The organism is Bacillus mycoides (genome assembly GCF_001757995.1).
Taxonomy (GTDB): Bacteria; Bacillota; Bacilli; order Bacillales; family Bacillaceae_G; genus Bacillus_A; species Bacillus_A mycoides_B.
Genome location: NZ_LXLV01000062.1, coordinates 114,808 through 134,216 on the forward strand (window position 1 = coordinate 114,808; position 19,409 = coordinate 134,216).

General features: G+C 36.7%; 16 protein-coding genes and 1 riboswitch. All 16 genes read right to left on the reverse strand.

Annotated features, from left to right (window positions below; translation table 11 throughout):
- Positions 1–12 precede the first annotated feature (12 nt).
- The 16 genes from rny to BWGOE10_RS19010 all read right to left on the reverse strand — a co-directional run bounded on the left by rny (position 13) and on the right by BWGOE10_RS19010 (position 19,388).
- Positions 13–1,575 (reverse strand): ribonuclease Y, encoded by a 1,563-nt coding sequence (gene rny / locus BWGOE10_RS18935; protein ID WP_070144556.1) that lies wholly within the window; start codon positions 1,573–1,575, stop codon positions 13–15.
- Between the two features lie 484 nt (positions 1,576–2,059).
- Entirely contained in the window at positions 2,060–3,091 is a 1,032-nt protein-coding gene (recA, locus tag BWGOE10_RS18940; RefSeq protein ID WP_070144557.1) for a recombinase RecA, read from the reverse strand.
- Positions 3,092–3,234: 143 nt separating this feature from the next.
- Entirely contained in the window at positions 3,235–4,473 is a 1,239-nt protein-coding gene (locus BWGOE10_RS18945) for a competence/damage-inducible protein A (RefSeq protein WP_070144558.1), read from the reverse strand.
- 20 nt (positions 4,474–4,493) lie between these two features.
- Positions 4,494–5,072, reverse strand: a complete 579-nt coding sequence (gene pgsA / locus BWGOE10_RS18950) for a CDP-diacylglycerol--glycerol-3-phosphate 3-phosphatidyltransferase (protein WP_002014596.1) — start codon at positions 5,070–5,072, stop codon at positions 4,494–4,496.
- Positions 5,073–5,135: 63 nt separating this feature from the next.
- Positions 5,136–6,062: a helix-turn-helix domain-containing protein gene (locus BWGOE10_RS18955; RefSeq protein ID WP_070144559.1), complete on the reverse strand. Its 927-nt coding sequence runs from the start codon at positions 6,060–6,062 to the stop codon at positions 5,136–5,138.
- 20 nt (positions 6,063–6,082) lie between these two features.
- Positions 6,083–6,868 (reverse strand): DUF3388 domain-containing protein, encoded by a 786-nt coding sequence (locus BWGOE10_RS18960; RefSeq protein WP_070144560.1) that lies wholly within the window; start codon positions 6,866–6,868, stop codon positions 6,083–6,085.
- A gap of 139 nt (positions 6,869–7,007) precedes the next feature.
- Positions 7,008–7,256, reverse strand: coding sequence for a DUF3243 domain-containing protein (locus tag BWGOE10_RS18965; RefSeq protein WP_000114449.1), 249 nt, complete (start codon positions 7,254–7,256; stop codon positions 7,008–7,010).
- Positions 7,257–7,331: 75 nt separating this feature from the next.
- On the reverse strand, positions 7,332–8,045 hold the full coding sequence (ymfI, locus tag BWGOE10_RS18970; RefSeq protein ID WP_070144561.1) for an elongation factor P 5-aminopentanone reductase: 714 nt from the start codon (positions 8,043–8,045) through the stop codon (positions 7,332–7,334).
- Positions 8,046–8,149: 104 nt separating this feature from the next.
- Positions 8,150–9,436: an EF-P 5-aminopentanol modification-associated protein YfmH gene (yfmH, locus tag BWGOE10_RS18975; RefSeq protein WP_070144562.1), complete on the reverse strand. Its 1,287-nt coding sequence runs from the start codon at positions 9,434–9,436 to the stop codon at positions 8,150–8,152.
- Entirely contained in the window at positions 9,437–10,711 is a 1,275-nt protein-coding gene (gene yfmF / locus BWGOE10_RS18980) for an EF-P 5-aminopentanol modification-associated protein YfmF (protein WP_070144563.1), read from the reverse strand.
- A gap of 210 nt (positions 10,712–10,921) precedes the next feature.
- Positions 10,922–11,881: an ABC transporter permease gene (locus BWGOE10_RS18985; protein ID WP_000008059.1), complete on the reverse strand. Its 960-nt coding sequence runs from the start codon at positions 11,879–11,881 to the stop codon at positions 10,922–10,924.
- The gene (locus BWGOE10_RS18990) at positions 11,882–12,940 is read right to left on the reverse strand and encodes an ABC transporter permease (protein ID WP_002111343.1); all 1,059 of its coding nucleotides are present in this window, start codon (positions 12,938–12,940) and stop codon (positions 11,882–11,884) included.
- Positions 12,933–14,465 carry an ABC transporter ATP-binding protein gene (locus BWGOE10_RS18995; RefSeq protein WP_070144564.1) on the reverse strand — a complete coding sequence of 511 codons (1,533 nt, stop codon included), beginning with the start codon at positions 14,463–14,465 and terminating at the stop codon, positions 12,933–12,935. Before BWGOE10_RS18995 ends, BWGOE10_RS18990 begins: the two co-directional genes overlap by 8 nt.
- 108 nt (positions 14,466–14,573) lie before the next feature.
- Entirely contained in the window at positions 14,574–15,650 is a 1,077-nt protein-coding gene (locus tag BWGOE10_RS19000; protein WP_070144565.1) for a BMP family lipoprotein, read from the reverse strand.
- 90 nt (positions 15,651–15,740) lie between these two features.
- On the reverse strand, positions 15,741–16,466 hold the full coding sequence (locus BWGOE10_RS19005; RefSeq protein WP_070144566.1) for a GntR family transcriptional regulator: 726 nt from the start codon (positions 16,464–16,466) through the stop codon (positions 15,741–15,743).
- A gap of 232 nt (positions 16,467–16,698) precedes the next feature.
- Positions 16,699–16,800: riboswitch (purine riboswitch) on the reverse strand.
- A gap of 203 nt (positions 16,801–17,003) precedes the next feature.
- On the reverse strand, positions 17,004–19,388 hold the full coding sequence (locus tag BWGOE10_RS19010) for a DNA translocase FtsK (RefSeq protein ID WP_070144567.1): 2,385 nt from the start codon (positions 19,386–19,388) through the stop codon (positions 17,004–17,006).
- Positions 19,389–19,409 lie beyond the last annotated feature (21 nt).

The window sequence follows — 19,409 nt, forward strand, 5'->3', positions numbered from 1 at the left end:
TGTTTCACCACTTTATTTTGCGTATTCCACTGCACGTGTTTCACGAATAACAGTTACTTTAATATGTCCTGGATAATCCAGTTCATTTTCAATACGTTTTCGAATATCACGAGCTAAACGATGAGCTTCTAAATCATCAATTGTATCTGGTTTTACCAGAATACGAACTTCACGTCCTGCTTGAATTGCGAAAGATTTTTCTACGCCTTCATAAGACTCTGAAATTTCTTCTAACTTTTCAAGACGACGAATGTAGTTCTCAAGCGTTTCACTACGAGCTCCCGGTCTTGCAGCTGATAATGCATCTGCTGCAGCAACTAGAACTGCAATGATAGAAGTTGGTTCTGTGTCACCATGGTGAGATGCAATACTGTTTATTACAACCGGATGCTCTTTATATTTCGTTGCGAGTTCAACACCAATTTCAACGTGGCTACCTTCTACTTCATGATCGATTGCTTTTCCGATATCATGTAATAGACCAGCACGTCTTGCTAGTTTTTCATCCTCACCAAGCTCCGCTGCCATAAGTCCAGTTAAGTATGCAACTTCCATAGAGTGTTTTAAGACGTTTTGTCCGTAACTTGTACGGTATTTTAAACGACCTAAAATTTTAATTAAATCTGGATGTAAGCCATGAACACCCACTTCAAACGTTGTTTGCTCTCCGACTTCACGAATATACTCGTCCACTTCACGTCTTGATTTTTCGACCATCTCTTCAATACGCGCTGGGTGAATACGTCCGTCCTGTACTAGTTTATCAAGAGCGATACGAGCTGTTTCACGACGAATCGGGTCAAATCCAGATAGAATTACCGCTTCTGGTGTATCATCGATAATAAGGTCAATACCTGTTAACGTTTCTAACGTACGAATATTACGACCTTCACGTCCGATAATACGTCCCTTCATTTCGTCGTTTGGAAGATTTACAACCGAAACGGTTGTTTCAGCAACATGATCAGCTGCACATCTTTGCATTGCAAGAGATAAAATCTCTTTTGCCTTCTTATCCGCTTCTTCTTTCGCGCGAACTTCACTTTCTTTTACCATAACGGCAATTTCATGAGAAACTTCACTTTCCACTTTACCAAGAATAATTGCTTTCGCTTGTTCGCGGGTCAGATTGGAAATGCGCTCTAATTCTGTTTGTTGCTTTTGAACTAACTCTCCCACTTTGCTTTCCAACTCTTCAATCTGTTGTTGTTTCGCTAAAAGAGATTCCTCTTTCTTTTCTAACTGTTGCTCGCGCTTATCGAGCGTTTCGTCTTTACGATCAAGGTTCTCTTCTTTTTGCATTAAACGATTTTCTTGTTTTTGTAATTCGCTTCTACGGTCACGAATTTCTAATTCAGCTTCTGTACGAAGTGTATGAATTTCATCCTTTGCTTCTAAAAGCGCTTCTTTCTTAAGTGCTTCAGCATCACGATTCGCTTCGTCTAGAATACGTTTTGCTTCATTAGCTGCACCATTAATCTTCGCTTCGGCAATAGACTTTCGAACAAAAAAGCCAACAACTGCACCGACTGTTGCAAGCAAAATGGAGATGAGTATCCAAACTGTACTACTCATGATTTCACCTCCCCTTGCTATGAATGAAAAAAGACTGTCGGCATGTACATTGAATGACAACGTACAGCAAAGACCGTCGTCCCGCTTTTTTAAGGGACTTTCTTCATTTCACAATTAAAATGTCATATTATTATTTCGGCAAGATTTAAGTCTTACTCCGAATATTACTTCTCTTCTTGAGAAGAGTATATCGTATATAAGAAAAAATATACATTCTCATTGTATCTATCGCAATTTTCATTGTCAAGCGTTGTCTACTTTTACTTTCTTTACCTTCAGCCCTGAATCTTATATGGATTTAAAAAACAGACGGCATATTATCCTGGAAAACCTTAGTAAATCCCAATTCATTCACTTAAAACATATGAATATCCCTCTTTACACATAGCCTTTTGGATAGAATAAATATTTTATCTCTAGCTATATACAACGCTTTCATAATGAATTAAAAAATAAAAGACACGGTCCCGTGTCTTTTTATTTTTTAATCTTGAAGAGCTGAATCTTCCGTGCCTTCAACACCAGAATCTTCACCAATTCCGTGATGTTCACGAACAAAGAAGGCAATTTCTTCTCTTAAATCCGTATTCTCTTTTAAGAATTGCTTCGAATTTTCACGACCTTGTCCTAAACGCTCTTCATTATAAGAGTACCAAGCACCGCTCTTTTGAACGATATCAAGTTCAGAAGCCATATCTAAGATTTCACCTTCTCTTGAAATACCTTCTCCGTACATAATATCAACTTCAGCAACACGGAATGGCGGTGCTACTTTATTTTTAACTACTTTTACTTTCGTTTTATTACCAACGATGTCATTACCTTGCTTTAATTGCTCAGCACGACGTACTTCAAGACGGACAGTTGAATAGAATTTCAACGCACGACCACCTGGAGTTGTTTCTGGGTTCCCGAACATAACCCCAACTTTTTCACGAATTTGGTTGATAAAGATTGCGATTGTTTTTGATTTGTTGATTGCACCTGAAAGTTTACGAAGTGCTTGTGACATTAAACGTGCTTGTAAACCAACGTGAGAGTCACCCATGTCCCCTTCGATCTCAGCTTTCGGTACAAGAGCTGCTACAGAGTCAATTACGATAATATCAACCGCGCCACTTCGTACAAGTGCTTCTGCGATTTCTAGTCCTTGCTCCCCTGTATCAGGCTGTGATAATAGTAATTCATCAATGTTAACACCTAATTTTTGTGCATATACAGGATCCATTGCATGCTCCGCATCGATGAACGCCGCTTGTCCACCTTGACGCTGCACTTCTGCGATTGCGTGTAATGAAACTGTTGTTTTACCTGAACTTTCAGGTCCATAAATTTCAATAATACGTCCACGTGGGTATCCGCCTACTCCTAGTGCCACATCAAGTGCTAAAGAACCACTTGAAATTGTAGAAATTCTACGCTCCGCTTGTTCTCCTAATTTCATAATTGAACCTTTACCGAATTGCTTCTCTATTTGTTTTAACGCCATATCTAATGCCGCTTGACGATCACTCATTCAAAATTCCTCCTTAACTAAATTGCTAATCTTATTATACCTATTTTCAATTCAATTTGCCAACAAAAATCGAACATTTATTCGTTTTTTTTATTTCATATCGAATATAACTAGATTTTTCCACAAAAAAAACTAGAAGAAATTTATATCTCTTCTAGCTTTTTAAATAAATGATAAAATCCATATTTTGTAGAGCGTTCTCTAATTTGTTGACGACTTCCACTTAAATTAAGCGAGAAGACTACAGCTGGCTCATCTTTAATCGCCAGTCCAACAAATACTGTTCCTGGTTCTTTATGCTCTGAAGCATCCGGTCCTGCCACCCCAGTGAAACTAATTCCGATATCTGCTTTTAACAGTTTCTTTACATTTTCAGCAAGATAACGAGCACACTGTTTACTAACCGCGCCGTCAGTACGTAACACTTCTTCAGGTACATGTAAAATTTGTTGCTTCACATCATTTTGATAGCAAATGACACCGCCTTTAAATACAGACGAAACACCAGCATTTTCTGTTACTTGATTTCCAAAAAGACCGCCTGTTAAACTTTCTGCACATGCTAAAGTTAACCCCTTTTCCTTCAATAGCCTTATTGCCTTGTAATGAAGGAAATCTTGGTCATATCCGTAGAAAAATTCCCCTACTCTTTCTAAAATCAAATCTTCCACATGCTGAATCAGTTTCTCCGCCTCATCAGCATCATGATGTTTGGCAGTTAAACGTAATGTCACTTCTCCATCATTTGCTAGTGGTGCAATGGTTGGGTTCGTTTGTCCATCAATTAAATCTTGAACTTTCACCTCTAATTGAGATTCTCCAATACCGAAAAAACGAAGAACACGAGAATAAATATTTTCCCCCGTTGTAAACTTGCATAAAAACGGCTCTACGTAACTTATATACATCGGCTTCATTTCTTTTGGTGGTCCTGGTAATAAAATATAAACTTTTCCGTTCTTATTTAACCCCATACCAGGCGCCATACCGTGATCATTCGCAAATACAGTCGATCCATTTAAAACGAGCGCCTGCTTTTTATTATTCTCCGTAAATTCACGGCCTGTACGCTTAAAATAATCGCATATCGATGTTAATGCCTTTTCATCATACACAAGCTCTTTATCTAAACTAGACGCAATTGTTTCTTTCGTTAAATCATCTTTTGTCGGTCCTAATCCACCTGTAAAAATGAGCATATCAGCTCGTTCTTCAGCCAATTCAATTGCCTTCTGTAATCGCTTGTTATTATCCCCAACAACAGTATGGTAGTACACGTTAATTCCGATTGAAGCTAACTTTTCAGATAAAAACTGGGCATTTGTATTTGCAATTTGTCCAAGTAATAATTCCGTTCCAACCGCAATAATTTCAGCATTCATCCCAATTCCCCCATAAACTTCTATTTTGAGTTTACAAAAGCATCTTTATTTTTCCAGAAATAATCCCATCCTGAAATAACGGTAAAGAATAATGCAATCCATATGAAAATATCTGCAACTGGAATATGAAGTAAATTTAACGGTACATCATGCAATAAGTATGCTGCAATCGCAATAATTTGTGTCCATGTCTTAATTTTCCCTAGCTGATTTGCTGCAACTACTTCCCCTGTCCCAGCAAGTACAAGGCGTAAACCTGTTACTGCAAACTCACGGCTTATAATTACAATAACGATCCAAGCAGGTACATATTGCATCTCTACCAACGTGATAAGTGCTGCAGAAACAAGTAATTTATCTGCTAACGGGTCAAGGAATTTCCCTAAATTCGTTACAAGATTATATTTTCTTGCATAATGTCCATCAATCCAATCTGTAGCCGAAGCAATAATAAAGATAAGTGCCCCTACTAAATGTTGAATTGGTAACTCTACATCACCAATTATAAATGAGCCCCACTCAAAGGGCGCTAACATAATTACCATAAAAATTGGAATTAAGAAGATTCTAGATATTGTAATTTTATTTGGTAAATTCACAGCTATTCCTCCATCATATCAAAAACATTTGTTCATTGAAAAAAGTCATCGAAGCGATGACTGTTATTGCGCAGCTTGCCCTATCCCTTGGTTTTTTATCACCAATCTTTGGTGAAGTTCTTTTTCTGGATCCAATGGGAAAGCAACCACTTGACCATTCAGTTTAACTTCAACATTCGTTGCATTTCCAATATTAAGTCGCACTTCTTTTACTGTTGATAAATCACGTTTTTCTATTTGGCCACCTTGTACTGTAGTGTTTAGAATTTCGTTCCCAGCATCATCTTTAACATCTACATAACTCGCACCTTTACCCGATATTTCCAGTTCTAATGTTTTATTATTATGAATTTCCAAAGTAGATACCTTACCAGTCGTTCCAACTACTTTTATCTCTTGCTGTCCAGTTGGTTGTGCTGGTTGTTCCTCTTTCTTTGGCTCTTCTTTCTTTGGTTCTTCTTTTTTGGGTTCTTCTTTTTTTTGTTCTTCCGCTTTCGCTTCATCTTTCTTCGTATCTAACGGAGAATCTTTTGCTTTTTGAACCTCAATTTTCTCACTTTGAGCATTTGGAACTTGCCTATCATCTTTTCCAGTTAACGCTTGAATAACAAACCAGACTACCACTCCAAATGCGATTACTAACAACGCAATCAAAATTTTTGGCATATGATCTGCAATTGGCCATGATGAAGACTTTTGCATTGTTTCTTGTGTTTTTTGTCCAGTTGATACTTGTGGAACTTCACGTTTTTCAGATTGTGGTATCGTACTCTGATATTCTACAAGCAGTTCCTCTCCATTTAATCCAACAGCATCTGCATATTGTTTAATGAATGCACGCGCATAAAAAGCTCCTGGCAACACATCATATTTGCCTTCTTCAATCGCTACTAAATGGCGCTTTTGAATTTTTGTAATCTCATGCAGCTGATCAATAGACAAGCCTTTCGCTTCTCTTGCTTCTGTCAGCTTTTGTCCTAATTCCGTCACTACTAACACCTCAATATTTCTTAAAAGTCGAACATAGAGAAATTATTTTGCGTACCTTGCTCAATTTCATCTACTAAATTATATTGAATTTCTTCATCATAATCGTTACGCAATTCGATAATATAATCAAAATCATCCAATGTGTATTCTGACTGACTCACAAACACATCCGGATGTTCCACAACTTTCGTTGCAGGCAATCTCATGATTTCACGAACGAGCTGCCAGTGTCTTTCATTGGCACGCTTTGTCGACACAATTCCATCCAGTATGAAAATATTATCGTCGCTATACTCATCTTCAATCAATTGGCTACGAACAGTTTGCTTAATGAGAGTAGATGATACGAATAACCATCTCTTATTTGCACAAACACTTGCGGCAACAATAGATTCTGTTTTTCCGACACGAGGCATTCCTCGTATCCCAATTAGTTTATGACCTTCTTTTTTCATTATTTCCGCCATAAAGTCTACAAGTAATCCTAGTTCATCACGCACAAATCGAAATGTTTTCTTATCATCTGCATCTCGTTGTATGTACCTACCATGTCTAACTGCTAGCTTATCTCTAAGCTTTGGCGGACGATATTTCGTTACCGTTATATTATCCATCGTATTTAAAATTGATTCAAGTCTAGCGATTTGTTCTTGATTATCACACATAAGCAAAAGTCCACGTCGTGCATTATCTACACCATTAATTGTGACAATATTGATGCCAAGCATACCGATTAACGAAGAAACGTCACCAAGTAAGCCAGGTCGGTTTTTATGTATTTCATATTCAAAATACCATTCAATCATCCAAGATCACTCCCCCACGCTTACTTTACACCTACGTACTATATTATATGATTTCATCTTAATAGGGAAGCTAAATGTATAATCTATTCCTCCTAATTATTATACAAAAAAAGTAGAGAGGAACTTCTCCTCTCTACTTTTACTTGTGTTGTACAAATTTTACCATTAAATTTGCGATTGTGTGTTGCTCTTGTTCATCAGCAACTTTCCAAAGCTCAGACAATAATTTTTCTTGATCGTTGCGCGCTTCTACTTCATTTGCTAAATAATCACCCACACGAAATGCCATATCTGATACGGCACCACCATCAAGCCCTTTTCCCCCCGCTTGTTCTAAACGTTCTCCTAAAAAGCTCTTCCACTGATCAAAATTATCTAACACTGACATGTTTAAGCACCTCACTATTGAGTAATAGAATCATGCTTAATTTGTGCATTTTTTTATTTTTTATGTAAGAAATTTTTAACAATGCCAACCGCCATTGACTCCAATAATTTGCCCCGTAATATAAGAAGCTCCTGGCGAAACAAGGAAGGAGATTGTTTTTGCTACCTCTTCGGGTAGTCCTATTCTACCTAATGGAATATCTTCAGCAATTTCATTTTTATCATCTTCTGAAAATACATTTAACATTTCTGTTTCGATTGCACCTGGCGCTACCGCATTAACGCGCAATCCACTTAAAGAAACTTCTTTCGCTAAAGCCTTCACATATGAATTTTGTGCACCTTTCACCATTGAGTACAGCACCTCACAAGAAGCTCCTATTTGCCCCCAAATGGATGAAATAATGACAACATTACCACTTCTCCGCCCGATCATCGGTGGAAGCGCCATCGATAGAAGTCTATATAAACTCTTTACTTGAAGCTCCACCATATAATCTAATTCTTCATTAGTAACATCTGTTACTAATCCAAAGATACTCTTTCCAGCTGCGTATACAATAACATCAATAGGATGTTCGATTTGTCCCCACAATTTCTCCGCTCCATCGATAGAAGCTAAATTTGCTTGCACAGGAATCACTACATCAAATTCCTTTTGTAACTCCTTTATCTTCTCTTCGCTTTTATTGTAATGAACATATACTGTATATCCATCCTGAATTAATTGTTTTGAAATAGCAGAGCCGATTCCTCCGCTCCCTCCAGTTACTAATGCATACTTTTTCATAATTTCCCTCTCTTATCTCTACAAGCTCATTTTTCATACAACTAAATAATACCCTCATCTTATAATTTATCAATGATAAGATGAGGGTATTATTATGAAACCTTTTATTTTTTCGGTAAAACTTGACAAACACTCATTTTTTCTTCTGATAATAATAATTTTGCTACTTCTTGTAAATCTTGAACAGTTAGACCTTCTAATACAGTCAATGCATCAAACAAGCTAGATTCATTAAACGCATATCGTGTAAATTGATTTGCAATATATTCCGGTGAATTCAACGACCGTAAAAAACCACCAATTTTCTTTTTCTTTACTCGTTCTAATGCTGCCGCATCTAATTGATCATAATTTGTGTTTAATAAAATACCTTTCAAACGCTCTTCCAATTCATCAGGTTGCTTCGTATCACCGCCAACCATTGCAAAACCGAAGTTATTCTCTTCCGTATAGTCATATGAGAACGAATCATCAATAAGCCCTTCATTATATAAAGCTTCGTAATGAACAGAACTTTTTCCAAATAAATAATCTAAAAGTAACGTAAGCGCAATTTCTTGTTTTAAAAGGGCTTTCCCTTTTTCTTTTAAATTTGTCGCTTTAATACCAACTAAACATTTCGGTGTTTGTACAGGCATTGAAATGATTTTCTTCTTTTCGTTTACTTCATCTGGTTCTTCTTCAAATGAACGTACAATTTCTGGCTGGTTTTTATAATCTTTTTTCGCTTGATTTTCACGTACTAAATCCATTGTTTTCTCTGGATCAATTGCACCCACAACAAATAATAACATATTGCTCGGATGATAAAATGTTTCGTAACATTCATATAATAGGTCTTTCGTAATTTTACTAATAGACTCGATTGTCCCTGCAATATCAATTTTAATTGGATGCTTTACAAACAAGCTATCAATTAATCCAAAGTATAAGCGCCAATCTGGATTATCTTGATACATTTGAATTTCTTGCCCGATAATCCCCTTCTCTTTTTCAACTGTTTTTTCAGAGAAGTAAGGCTCTTGTACGAAGTTTAACAATGTATTTAAATTTCGTTCTACATTTGATGTACATGAAAAAAGGTAAGCTGTTCGTGTGAAAGATGTGAAAGCATTTGCTGATGCTCCTTGTTTACTAAACAATTGGAAAGCATCGTGATCTTCTTTTTCAAATAATTTATGCTCAAGAAAATGAGCAATCCCATCAGGCACACGAATCATTTCTTCTTTACCTAATGGTACAAATGTATTGTCCACAGAACCATATTTTGTCGTAAACGTTGCAAATGTTTTATTAAATCCTTGCTTCGGTAAAATATATACATCTAATCCATTCGGAAGTTTTTCATAATATAACGTCTCTTTTAATTGCTCATACACAATTTTCTCCATTTATTCTCCCTCCGTTCCATGTAAAAAGTAAATTGTATCTAGTTCAATATTATTAGCAACTTTCACAATCTCTTCTTTCGTCACGCTTTCTATGCCCGTTAGCCATTCTTCAACTGGACGCGTACGCTCCGAGATTACCCCGTGATAAAGCATTTCAACAAAACCACGTGGTGTATCAATTGCCTCTAAGATTTGATTTTGAATTACACTTTTTGTTTGATGCATCTCTTCTTCAGAAAAATCACCATTTTGCATCGCTAGCATTTGTTCTTTAATAATTTCAACTGCTTTTTCATAATTTTTCGCTTCGATTCCTGACATAACAAACAACAAGCCTTTATGACTTTCAAAGCGTGATGCTGCATAGTACGCTAAACTATTTTTTTCACGCACATTTACGAATAGCTTCGAATGAGAAAAGCCTCCAAATAACCCATTGAACAATTGCAGCGCGAAATAATCTTCATCTTTATATGTGACAAACGTACGATAACCGATGTGTAATTTACTTTGTTTTAATTCTTGTTTTTCAACAACTTCTTTTTCTTCATTATTTCGCTTATGAAGGAGTACATTTCTTTCTCTCACAGGACGCGCTGAAATAGAAAAATACTTACTTACAAGATCAACTGCACTTTCTGAAATATCACCAATAATATATAGATCCATTTCATCTTCCGCTAACACTTTTTGATAATATTGATACAGACTTTCATTTGTAATAGAAGCAACACTCTCTTTTTTTCCATTTGCACTTAAGCGATACGGTTCTACTTTGCACATTTCTTCAATTAAACGCTCGTTTGCATAACGCATTTTATCATCATAAGTAGCTTCAATTCGTTGCAAGAGTGCTCGTTTCTCACTTTCTACAATAGAAGATAGAAAACCGTCCCCTTCTGTTGCTGGATTTAAAACAATATCAGATAACATAGAAAGCGCTTTTTCAAATAACGGTGGTGCATCGCGTAAATACGTTTCATTTGCAATGTCTACATAAATAGAGATGATATGGTCTTCACCTTTTTTACTTACATCTACCGCTAAAGAAGATCCATATAATTCTTCTAAATATTGACGAAGACGAATTACAGAAGGCAGTTTTTCTGTCGCACTTTGCAATACGTATGGTAATAAGGCACGCTCTGTCACCGTCTCCTCATTTAAAGGTGCTTTAAAACGAAATACAAAGGTATTTGTTTTATATTTATCAGTCGGAATAATATGTACTCGCAAGCCACCTAATTCATGCAGTTGCTGTTCCATTAGTTTCATTAATAGCCCTCCTTTACGTATGTAGGAATATTCCTCTTCAATATACAGTTTTTAGAAATAAAAAATCAACTTTTCTTCCTTATTATGCTTACATTTGAGTCTTTCTAAAAACTTTAATATGTAAGGAACATAGTAAAATTCCGTATTAAATATATTCTATGTAAAAAAGCCCGCACTAATGTGCGAGCTTTTCTTATACTTTTTAAATACTCATCGTTTTCCTTTTTCATAAGGTGTTCCTAATGCTTTTGGAGCTTCAGATCGACCTACAAAACCAACGAGTGCTAATATTGTAAATACATACGGTAATATCGTTAAGAATACACTTGGAATTTCTTTCAATACAGGAATTGTACCACCAGTTATCCCAAGTGATTGAGCAAATCCGAAGAACAGAGCTGCTCCAAGGGCGCCTAGTGGATTCCATTTACCGAAAATCATAGCTGCTAGTGCTAAGAAACCTTGTCCTGTAATTGTTGCACCTGAGAAGTTACCAGAAATCGACATTGCGAAGACCGCACCACCAACTCCTGCAAACATTCCCGATATACAAACTGCAATATAACGCATTTTATATACATTAATCCCCATCGTATCTGCTGCCATTGGATGTTCACCAACAGCACGAAGACGAAGACCGAATGGTGTTTTATAAATAATGTACCAGACAACAAAAGCTAAAATAATAGCAATATACGATGTTAACGGTACATTTGAGAAAAAGATTTTCCCGATTACCGGAATATCCGAAAGTCCTGGAACATCGATTTTTTCAATTCGGTATTGAATAAAATCAGTCTGTCCTTTACCAAAGATTTTCTTAATCGCAAATACTGTTAAACCGAGAGCCAAAAAGTTAATCGCTACCCCGCTTACTACTTGATCCGCGCGGAATGTAATGGATGCTACTGCGTGAAGAAGTGCAAATAACCCGCTACCAATAGCTGCAAATAATAGTGCAATCCAAGGAGTCATTGCTCCCCATGTATCACCCATTAATAACGTTGTAACAATACCAGTAAATGCACCAAATAACATTAAACCTTCTAATGCTATATTTACAACCCCAGAACGTTCACTGAACACTCCACCTAACGCCGTAAAAATAAGTGGCGCTGCCGTATATAACGTACCAGTCACAAGAATGGCTAAAATATCTATAAAGCTCATTTATTTCCCCTCCTTGCTCATGCGTGTAAGTGCCCAGCGTAAAACATAACTGCAAGCAACAAAGAAAATAATACATGCAATAATAACATTAATTAACTCAGAAGGTACATCTGCTTCAAAATTCATTTGCGGGGCTGCACTTTTCAAACCACCGAACAGTAAAGCCGATAATAATATACCAAACGGATTATTCCCTCCAAGAAGAGCTACCGCAATCCCATCAAATCCAATACCTGTAAACGAAGACATCGCTGTCATGTTTTGGAATGTACCAAGCCCTTCCATAGCACCACCAATCCCTGCAAATGCACCCGCAATCGTCATAGATAGCACAACATTTCGAGAAACTTTCATCCCCGCATACTGAGAAGCATGTTGATTAAACCCAACAGATTTCAATTCGTATCCCAATGTCGTTCTGTCCAATAAGAACCACATAATAATCGCAATTAAAATCGCTACGATAATTCCCCAGTGCAAACGAGAACCATCCGTTAAAGAAGATAACCATTCAGAAGATAAAGAAGCACTAGATTTTATGTCATACGATTTCTCATTCGCCTCATGTAAAAAGCGCTTAATTAAATCATACGTCACGTAAAGTGCAATATAATTCATCATGATCGTTACGATTACTTCATTTACTTTAAATTTCCCTTTCAAATATCCCGGGATAAATCCCCATAAACCACCAGCTATCGCCGCTACTAAAATTGACAACGGAATATGTAAAATTGCCGGTAATGATACTGCATATCCAAACCAAACAGCAGCAAGCCAACCAACTAATAATTGCCCTTCTACTCCGATGTTAAAAAGACCTGTACGGAATGCAAATGCCACAGAAAGTCCTGCTAACACAAGCGGAATCATCGTACGTAATGTCTCACCAATTGCTTGCGGATTTCCAACCATTCCTTCCCAAAGCGCTGCATACCCAACAATTGGATCATATCCACTAACTAACATTACAATGGCACCAACAAGTAAACCAAAAATAACGGATAATACAGGAACTAAAATGTTAATTGTTCGCTCCGTTAAAAATTTTTTAGCCATTTGTATTCACCTTCTCTTTCTCCGTTCCGCCAGCCATCAACAAGCCAAGCTGTTGTTCATTTGTTTCTTTCGCATCGACAATTGCTACAATTTTCCCTTCATATATAACAGCAACTCGATCACTTACATTCAAAATTTCATCCAGTTCTAGCGATAGAAGTAATACTGCTTTCCCATTATCTCTCTGCTCGATTAATTTTTTATGAATAAATTCAATCGCACCTACATCTAAACCACGTGTTGGCTGTGCCGCAATTAATAAATCTGGATTACGATCCACTTCACGTGCGATAATTGCCTTTTGCTGGTTTCCACCAGATAGTGCACGAGCTAACGTTTGTTCACTAGGTGTACGTACATCAAACTGTTCTATAAGCGCTTTTGCTTTTTGTGTGATTTTACTAAAATTAAAAATCCCTTTCTTTGAGAATGGATTTTTATAGTACGTTTGCAAAACTATATTATCTCTAACAGAAAAATCAAGCACAAGCCCGTGTTTATGACGGTCTTCTGGAATATGACCAATTCCTTCCTCTGTAATTCTTCGAACAGGCCAATTCGTTATTTCTTTTCCTTTAATTGCAATAGAACCTGACTCAACTTTTCGTAAACCAGTAATTGCCTCTATTAATTCACTTTGTCCATTTCCATCAATCCCTGCAATACCAACGATTTCTCCTGCACGAACAGTTAAGTCAAGGCCTTTTACAGCAGGTAATTGGCGTGCATCATGAACGACAAGATTCGCAACAGACAGAACCTCCTCTTTCGGTTTGGCCTCTATTTTTTCTGTTTTAAAATTCACTTGACGTCCGACCATTAACTCTGCAAGTTTATGTTCATCAGTTTCCGAAACATCAACTGTACCAATCCCTTTACCTTTACGAATAATTGTGCAACGATCGCAAACTTCCATAATTTCTTTTAATTTATGTGTAATAAGAATGATAGATTTTCCTTCTTGCACAAGCTTTTTCATAATTTGAATCAACTCATGAATTTCTTGAGGAGTTAACACTGCAGTCGGTTCATCGAATATTAAAATCTCCGCACCACGATAAAGCGTCTTTAATATTTCAACCCTTTGCTGCATCCCAACCGAAATATCTTCAATCTTTGCATATGGGTCAACCGCTAAACCATACTGTTCAGATAATTGTTTAATTTCTTTCGCAGCTTCTTCAACAGCAATTTTCCCTTTTTTCTTCGGCTCATTTCCAAGAATGATATTCTCTGTAACTGTAAAATTATGAACAAGCATAAAATGCTGATGGACCATCCCAATTCCAAGGTCATTTGCTATATTCGGATTTGTAATTTTTACAGGGTTTCCTTTAATTTTAATTTCGCCCTGTTCTGGTTGATACAAACCGAACAGTACATTCATCAACGTTGATTTCCCTGCACCATTTTCTCCAAGTAAAGCGTGTATCTCTCCCTGTTTTACTTGCAGCGTAATATCATCATTCGCTACAATGCCTGGGAATACTTTTGTAATATTGTTCATCTCAATTACGTATTCCATTTTGTTCCTCCTTCTAGCAGGGAACACTCCCTAATTACACTCTATTAAAAGTATTTTTATATATACAAAGGTTAGTTCTAAGAACTAACCTTTGCTATTGCTCTATCATTATTTCTTTAGAGCAGCTTCGTATGCTTTATATTCATCATCAGTCGCAGGTACTTTAATTTCACCAGCAGTGATTTTTTTCTCAAACTCTTCTACTTTTGTTAAAATTTCTGGGTTTACTTTTTTCACATTATCAGTTGATTTCGAGATACCAACACCATCATCTTTTAAGCCAAACTCTTCTACTTTACCGCCTTTTAACTTACCATCTTTCGCTTCTTGTGCTACTTTTGCAACTGCAATATCAACACGTTTCACCATAGAAGTTAAAGTTACGTTTTCAGGCATACCTTCTTGATTTTGGTCACGGTCAACACCGATTACCCAAACATTTTCACCTTTTTTCTTACGGTTTTTCGCTTCTGTGAATACACCGTTACCAGTTGCACCTGAAGCATGGTAAATTACGTCAACACCTTGACCGTACATTGCTGAAGCTAATACAGATCCTTTTTCTGGCTTATCAAATGCATCAGCATATTGTGATACAATTTCGATATTTGGATTTACTGCTTTCGCTCCAGCTTTAAAACCTGATTCGAATTTTGTAATTAATGGACTCTTCACACCACCAACAAAACCAACTTTATTTGATTTTGTTGTCATTGCTGCTACAGCACCAACTAGGAATGAACCTTCATGGTCTTTAAATGTAATACTTGTTACATTCGGTTCTTTCACAACAGTATCTACAATTGCAAATTGCTCTTTCGGATATTGTTTTGCAACCTTTTCAATCGAGTCTTGCATTAAAAATCCAATACCAAACGTTGTATTATAATGATCTTTCGCAAATTTCGTTAAATTCGGAATGTAATCAGCATCTTTACTTGATTGAAGGTAACGATATCCTTCATTTTTCTTTAAATCGTTGTCTTTACCGAATTTTGTTAAACCTTCCCAAGCTGATTGGTTAAATGATTTATCATCAACGCCCCCAACATCTGTAACCATACCAACCTTAAACTCTTTATCCCCTTTTTTGTCACTATCCGCTTTATCCGAGTTACCACATGCACCTAACACTGTACTTGCTGCTAACGTTAACGATAATAAAAGACCTGTTTTTTTCTTCATACTAGAAACCCCTCCTGAAATGTTTTGTCTAATGATTCATACGCTGCTGTCCCTTACTTCTTGCTGTCACCTCCCTAAAAAGGAACTTCCCTACATACGTTTTCTTAATACGTGGAAGCTAAACTTATCAGCTCTAAAGTAATTAATAGAATATAAGATTGGCTCATCATTTTGATCATAGTGCATTTGTTTTAAAACTAGCAGTGCCGTTTCAGGTTCACATTCTAAAATCGGTGAAACTTTCGGGTGATAACCAATCGGTTCAATGTGAGCAACTGCGTATGTGATACGCTTGTGCGTATTATTATGTATTACTGTAAGCAGCGATTCCTCATTGTATCCCGATAAATCTGGTAATATCTCTTTTGCCAGTTTATCAATGCAATATACAACTGGTTCCCCATCCGCTGTACGAACACGTTCAATCATTACTGCGCTAAAACCATCTTCACAATTAAATTTCTCTTTTTCTTCTTCTGTTAAAGTTGTTGTAGATGATGATAAAAAGATTGTTCCTGGTGTTTTCCCCACACTAGAAATCATATCTGTAATACTAGAAAGTTGCTCTATTCCAGAAGAAAATAACGGCTTCGCATTTACAAATGTCCCTACACCATGTCTACGAATAACAACATTTTCTTCTTCTAAAATACGTAGTGCTTCCCTTAAAGTTGCCCTACTTACACCAAGTTCTTTCGCTAGATCAAACTCTGAAGGTAACTTTTGTTTTTCTTTGTAAGCCCCATCTTTAATTTTTCCTTTGATGTGATCAATCACCCGTAAATATAGGTGACGACTATCGGATTTTACTGACATAAGACTCCCCCGCATTTCAATTATTCGACCTCTGATGTAAGACTTCTTTTCTCTTTTTTCAACTTACAACATAGTATAAATTACTAAACAATAAAAATAAGCGTAATTATCGAATAAATATTAATAATTTTTCAAGATGAAATTTTCACACTTTATTCCATAAAAAAAACTTTGCACCATAAACATTCCTCATATCGAGAAAAAGTTCGGCACAAAGATTCCTTACATCCTTTGTTACACACTTTTCCCCCATAGTCTAGCAATTCATGGTTGCCAGGTAGAAACTTATGGACCTTATCTCCAAGATTATATGAGGCAGTGATTCTTTTCGAAGTAATCTTACCACTTGCTCCCATATGTGTCAACAGAATTCAACATTTTTCTACATTAAATATCGAACGTTTCGATAACCAAAACGATAAGCATTCGTATTCTAAAGAGCACCCTATGATGTAAGCCCTTTCTTTTCTGTTGACTATAGTATATAACAAAAACAGCATATAAAAAAGCCTAATTGTAAAAACAATTAGGCTTTTTTTAAGAACTTTTTTCTTGCACATCTTTAATGAGTACTCCCCTTGGTTTACTACCTTCATAAGGGCCTACTACACCATTCATTTCCATGGCATCAATTAAACGAGCTGCTCGCGTATATCCTACTCTAAATCTACGTTGTAACATAGAAACAGATGCTGTTTGCATTTCTACTACAAGCTGAACCGCTTCATCGTATAATTCATCTTCTACTTCCTGCTTTGTTTCAGGAACATCTTGTGGAATCATATCCTCTTGATATTGCGCTTTTTGCTGCGCAATAACAGATTCTACGACTCTCTCAACTTCATCATCTGATAAAAACGCCCCTTGTACACGAACAGGTTTTGATGCACCAATTGGTATGAACAACATATCTCCACGACCTAGCAACTTCTCTGCACCACCACCGTCAAGAATCGTTCGAGAATCTATTTGGGAAGATACAGCAAATGCAATACGCGATGGAATATTCGCTTTAATAACACCCGTGATAACATCAACTGACGGGCGCTGAGTCGCAATAATTAAATGAATACCAGCAGCACGTGCCATTTGCGCTAAACGCATAATCGCATCTTCTACATCCGAAGAAGCAACCATCATTAAATCAGCTAACTCGTCCACAATTACTACAATATATGGTAATTCAGGTTGTTTCGCTTCCGATTGGCTATTATGTTCTTTAATATAATCGTTATACCCTTCAATGTTACGCGTACCGCTATGCGCGAATAATTCATAACGACGCTCCATTTCACTCACAACTTTCTTCAAAGCCTGTGACGCTTTTTTCGGATCAGTTACGACTGGTGTTAATAAGTGCGGAACACCGTTATATACATTTAACTCTACCATTTTCGGATCAATCATCATCAATTTTACTTCATGCGGTTTCGCACGCATTAAAATACTTACAATAATTCCATTAATACATACACTCTTTCCACTACCAGTCGCACCAGCTACTAATAAATGGGGCATTTTATTTAAACGTGCCAATACAGCCTCTCCTGTAATATCACGTCCAAGACCGATTAATAACTTCTCTTCTGGGTGGTTATTCGCCTTTGAATCAAGAACTTCTCTAAGCGTTACTATAGAAACTTCTGAATTCGGAACCTCAATCCCTACAGCTGATTTCCCGGGAATAGGTGCTTCAATACGAATGTCTTTCGCTGCTAAAGCAAGCGCTAAATCATCACTTAAACTAACAATTTTACTTACCTTTACTCCCATATCAGGATACACTTCATACTTCGTAACTGCAGGACCTCTATGTACTTTTGTTACTTTCGCTTTCACACCAAAACTTTGGAATGTACGTTCCAATTTACGAGCATTTTCATAAATTTCCGCATTTTCATTTGTAACTTGCTTATTTTGGGGAAACTTTAATATATCAAGCGAAGGAAGCTTATAATCTTTATTTTCCACATTAGAAAATTGCATAGGAGGTGCTTTCGTTTCACCTTCTAGCGATTCAACGATTTTTTCTCCTCGTTTCTTTTGAGGTTGTTCTTCTGGCGTAGGTGGAACTGCCTCTTCAATAAACGGAGGATTGATTAAATCATTTTCTTCTATTTGCTTTTCCGTCTCTTCACTTACTGGATAATTCTCAGTAAAATTTGAAATAATTGGTGGACCAATTTCTATCTCTTCTACTGGCTCAATAGCTTCTTCTTGTTCAGCAACACGTTCACGCCTCTTGCTTCTTGTTGTTTTTTTCTTTTCAGTTTGCTCGGCGACCCTTTGAGATTTCCAATCTTTATAATCCCCTTGCATTACTTGAAATTGACTTCTAAGAATTCTCCCTACCGGAGCAAGTACTTCTCCAATATGCTTATTTGTTATACAAAGTATTCCAAGAATAACTAAAATAATTCCAATGATATATGCCCCTACTTCGTCAAATAAGAAGTAGCACGTTGCGAACATAAGTGCACCGAACATACCACCACCTAAATGAACACTATCCGGGCCCTTTTTCATTTCAAGGAAGAAGTAATCTTTTGTACTAACAATTACAGAAGTATTTTGCACAGCTCCATCTTTCGTAAGAAGGTTAAATAATGTAATATGACTAAACATTAATATTGCTAGTACAATTAAATAAACACCTATTAGCCGTTTATTTAAAAGGTTTGGCCATCCACGCTTTATTACAAACGCAACAGATAAAGCTATTACACCTAACACACCAATTATGTACCACTCACCAAAGAAGAAGCGAAAAAATAACACAAACGATTTCCCTACAACACCTAGCTGTAAAATCGTAATAATCGAAAGTGCAAAAAGAGTCAACCCGACGATTTCATAATACAAAGTTGGCTTTATCGTACGTCTTGCCTTAGCCTTCGTCCCTCTTTGCTTTTGTTTTGCCATTTCTTCACCTCGTGTTCTAAA

Coding starts and splice junctions, on each gene's coding strand:
- BWGOE10_RS18990 (WP_002111343.1), bottom strand. CDS start 12,940: ATGGCTAAAAAATTTTTAACGGAGCGAACAATTAACATTTTAGTTCCT.
- BWGOE10_RS18965 (WP_000114449.1), bottom strand. CDS start 7,256: ATGTCAGTGTTAGATAATTTTGATCAGTGGAAGAGCTTTTTAGGAGAA.
- yfmH (WP_070144562.1), bottom strand. CDS start 9,436: ATGGAGAAAATTGTGTATGAGCAATTAAAAGAGACGTTATATTATGAA.
- rny (WP_070144556.1), bottom strand. CDS start 1,575: ATGAGTAGTACAGTTTGGATACTCATCTCCATTTTGCTTGCAACAGTC.
- recA (WP_070144557.1), bottom strand. CDS start 3,091: ATGAGTGATCGTCAAGCGGCATTAGATATGGCGTTAAAACAAATAGAG.
- BWGOE10_RS18945 (WP_070144558.1), bottom strand. CDS start 4,473: ATGAATGCTGAAATTATTGCGGTTGGAACGGAATTATTACTTGGACAA.
- BWGOE10_RS19000 (WP_070144565.1), bottom strand. CDS start 15,650: ATGAAGAAAAAAACAGGTCTTTTATTATCGTTAACGTTAGCAGCAAGT.
- BWGOE10_RS18995 (WP_070144564.1), bottom strand. CDS start 14,465: ATGGAATACGTAATTGAGATGAACAATATTACAAAAGTATTCCCAGGC.
- BWGOE10_RS19010 (WP_070144567.1), bottom strand. CDS start 19,388: ATGGCAAAACAAAAGCAAAGAGGGACGAAGGCTAAGGCAAGACGTACG.
- yfmF (WP_070144563.1), bottom strand. CDS start 10,711: ATGAAACTAATGGAACAGCAACTGCATGAATTAGGTGGCTTGCGAGTA.
- BWGOE10_RS18960 (WP_070144560.1), bottom strand. CDS start 6,868: ATGATTGAATGGTATTTTGAATATGAAATACATAAAAACCGACCTGGC.
- ymfI (WP_070144561.1), bottom strand. CDS start 8,045: ATGAAAAAGTATGCATTAGTAACTGGAGGGAGCGGAGGAATCGGCTCT.
- BWGOE10_RS18985 (WP_000008059.1), bottom strand. CDS start 11,881: ATGAGCTTTATAGATATTTTAGCCATTCTTGTGACTGGTACGTTATAT.
- BWGOE10_RS19005 (WP_070144566.1), bottom strand. CDS start 16,466: ATGTCAGTAAAATCCGATAGTCGTCACCTATATTTACGGGTGATTGAT.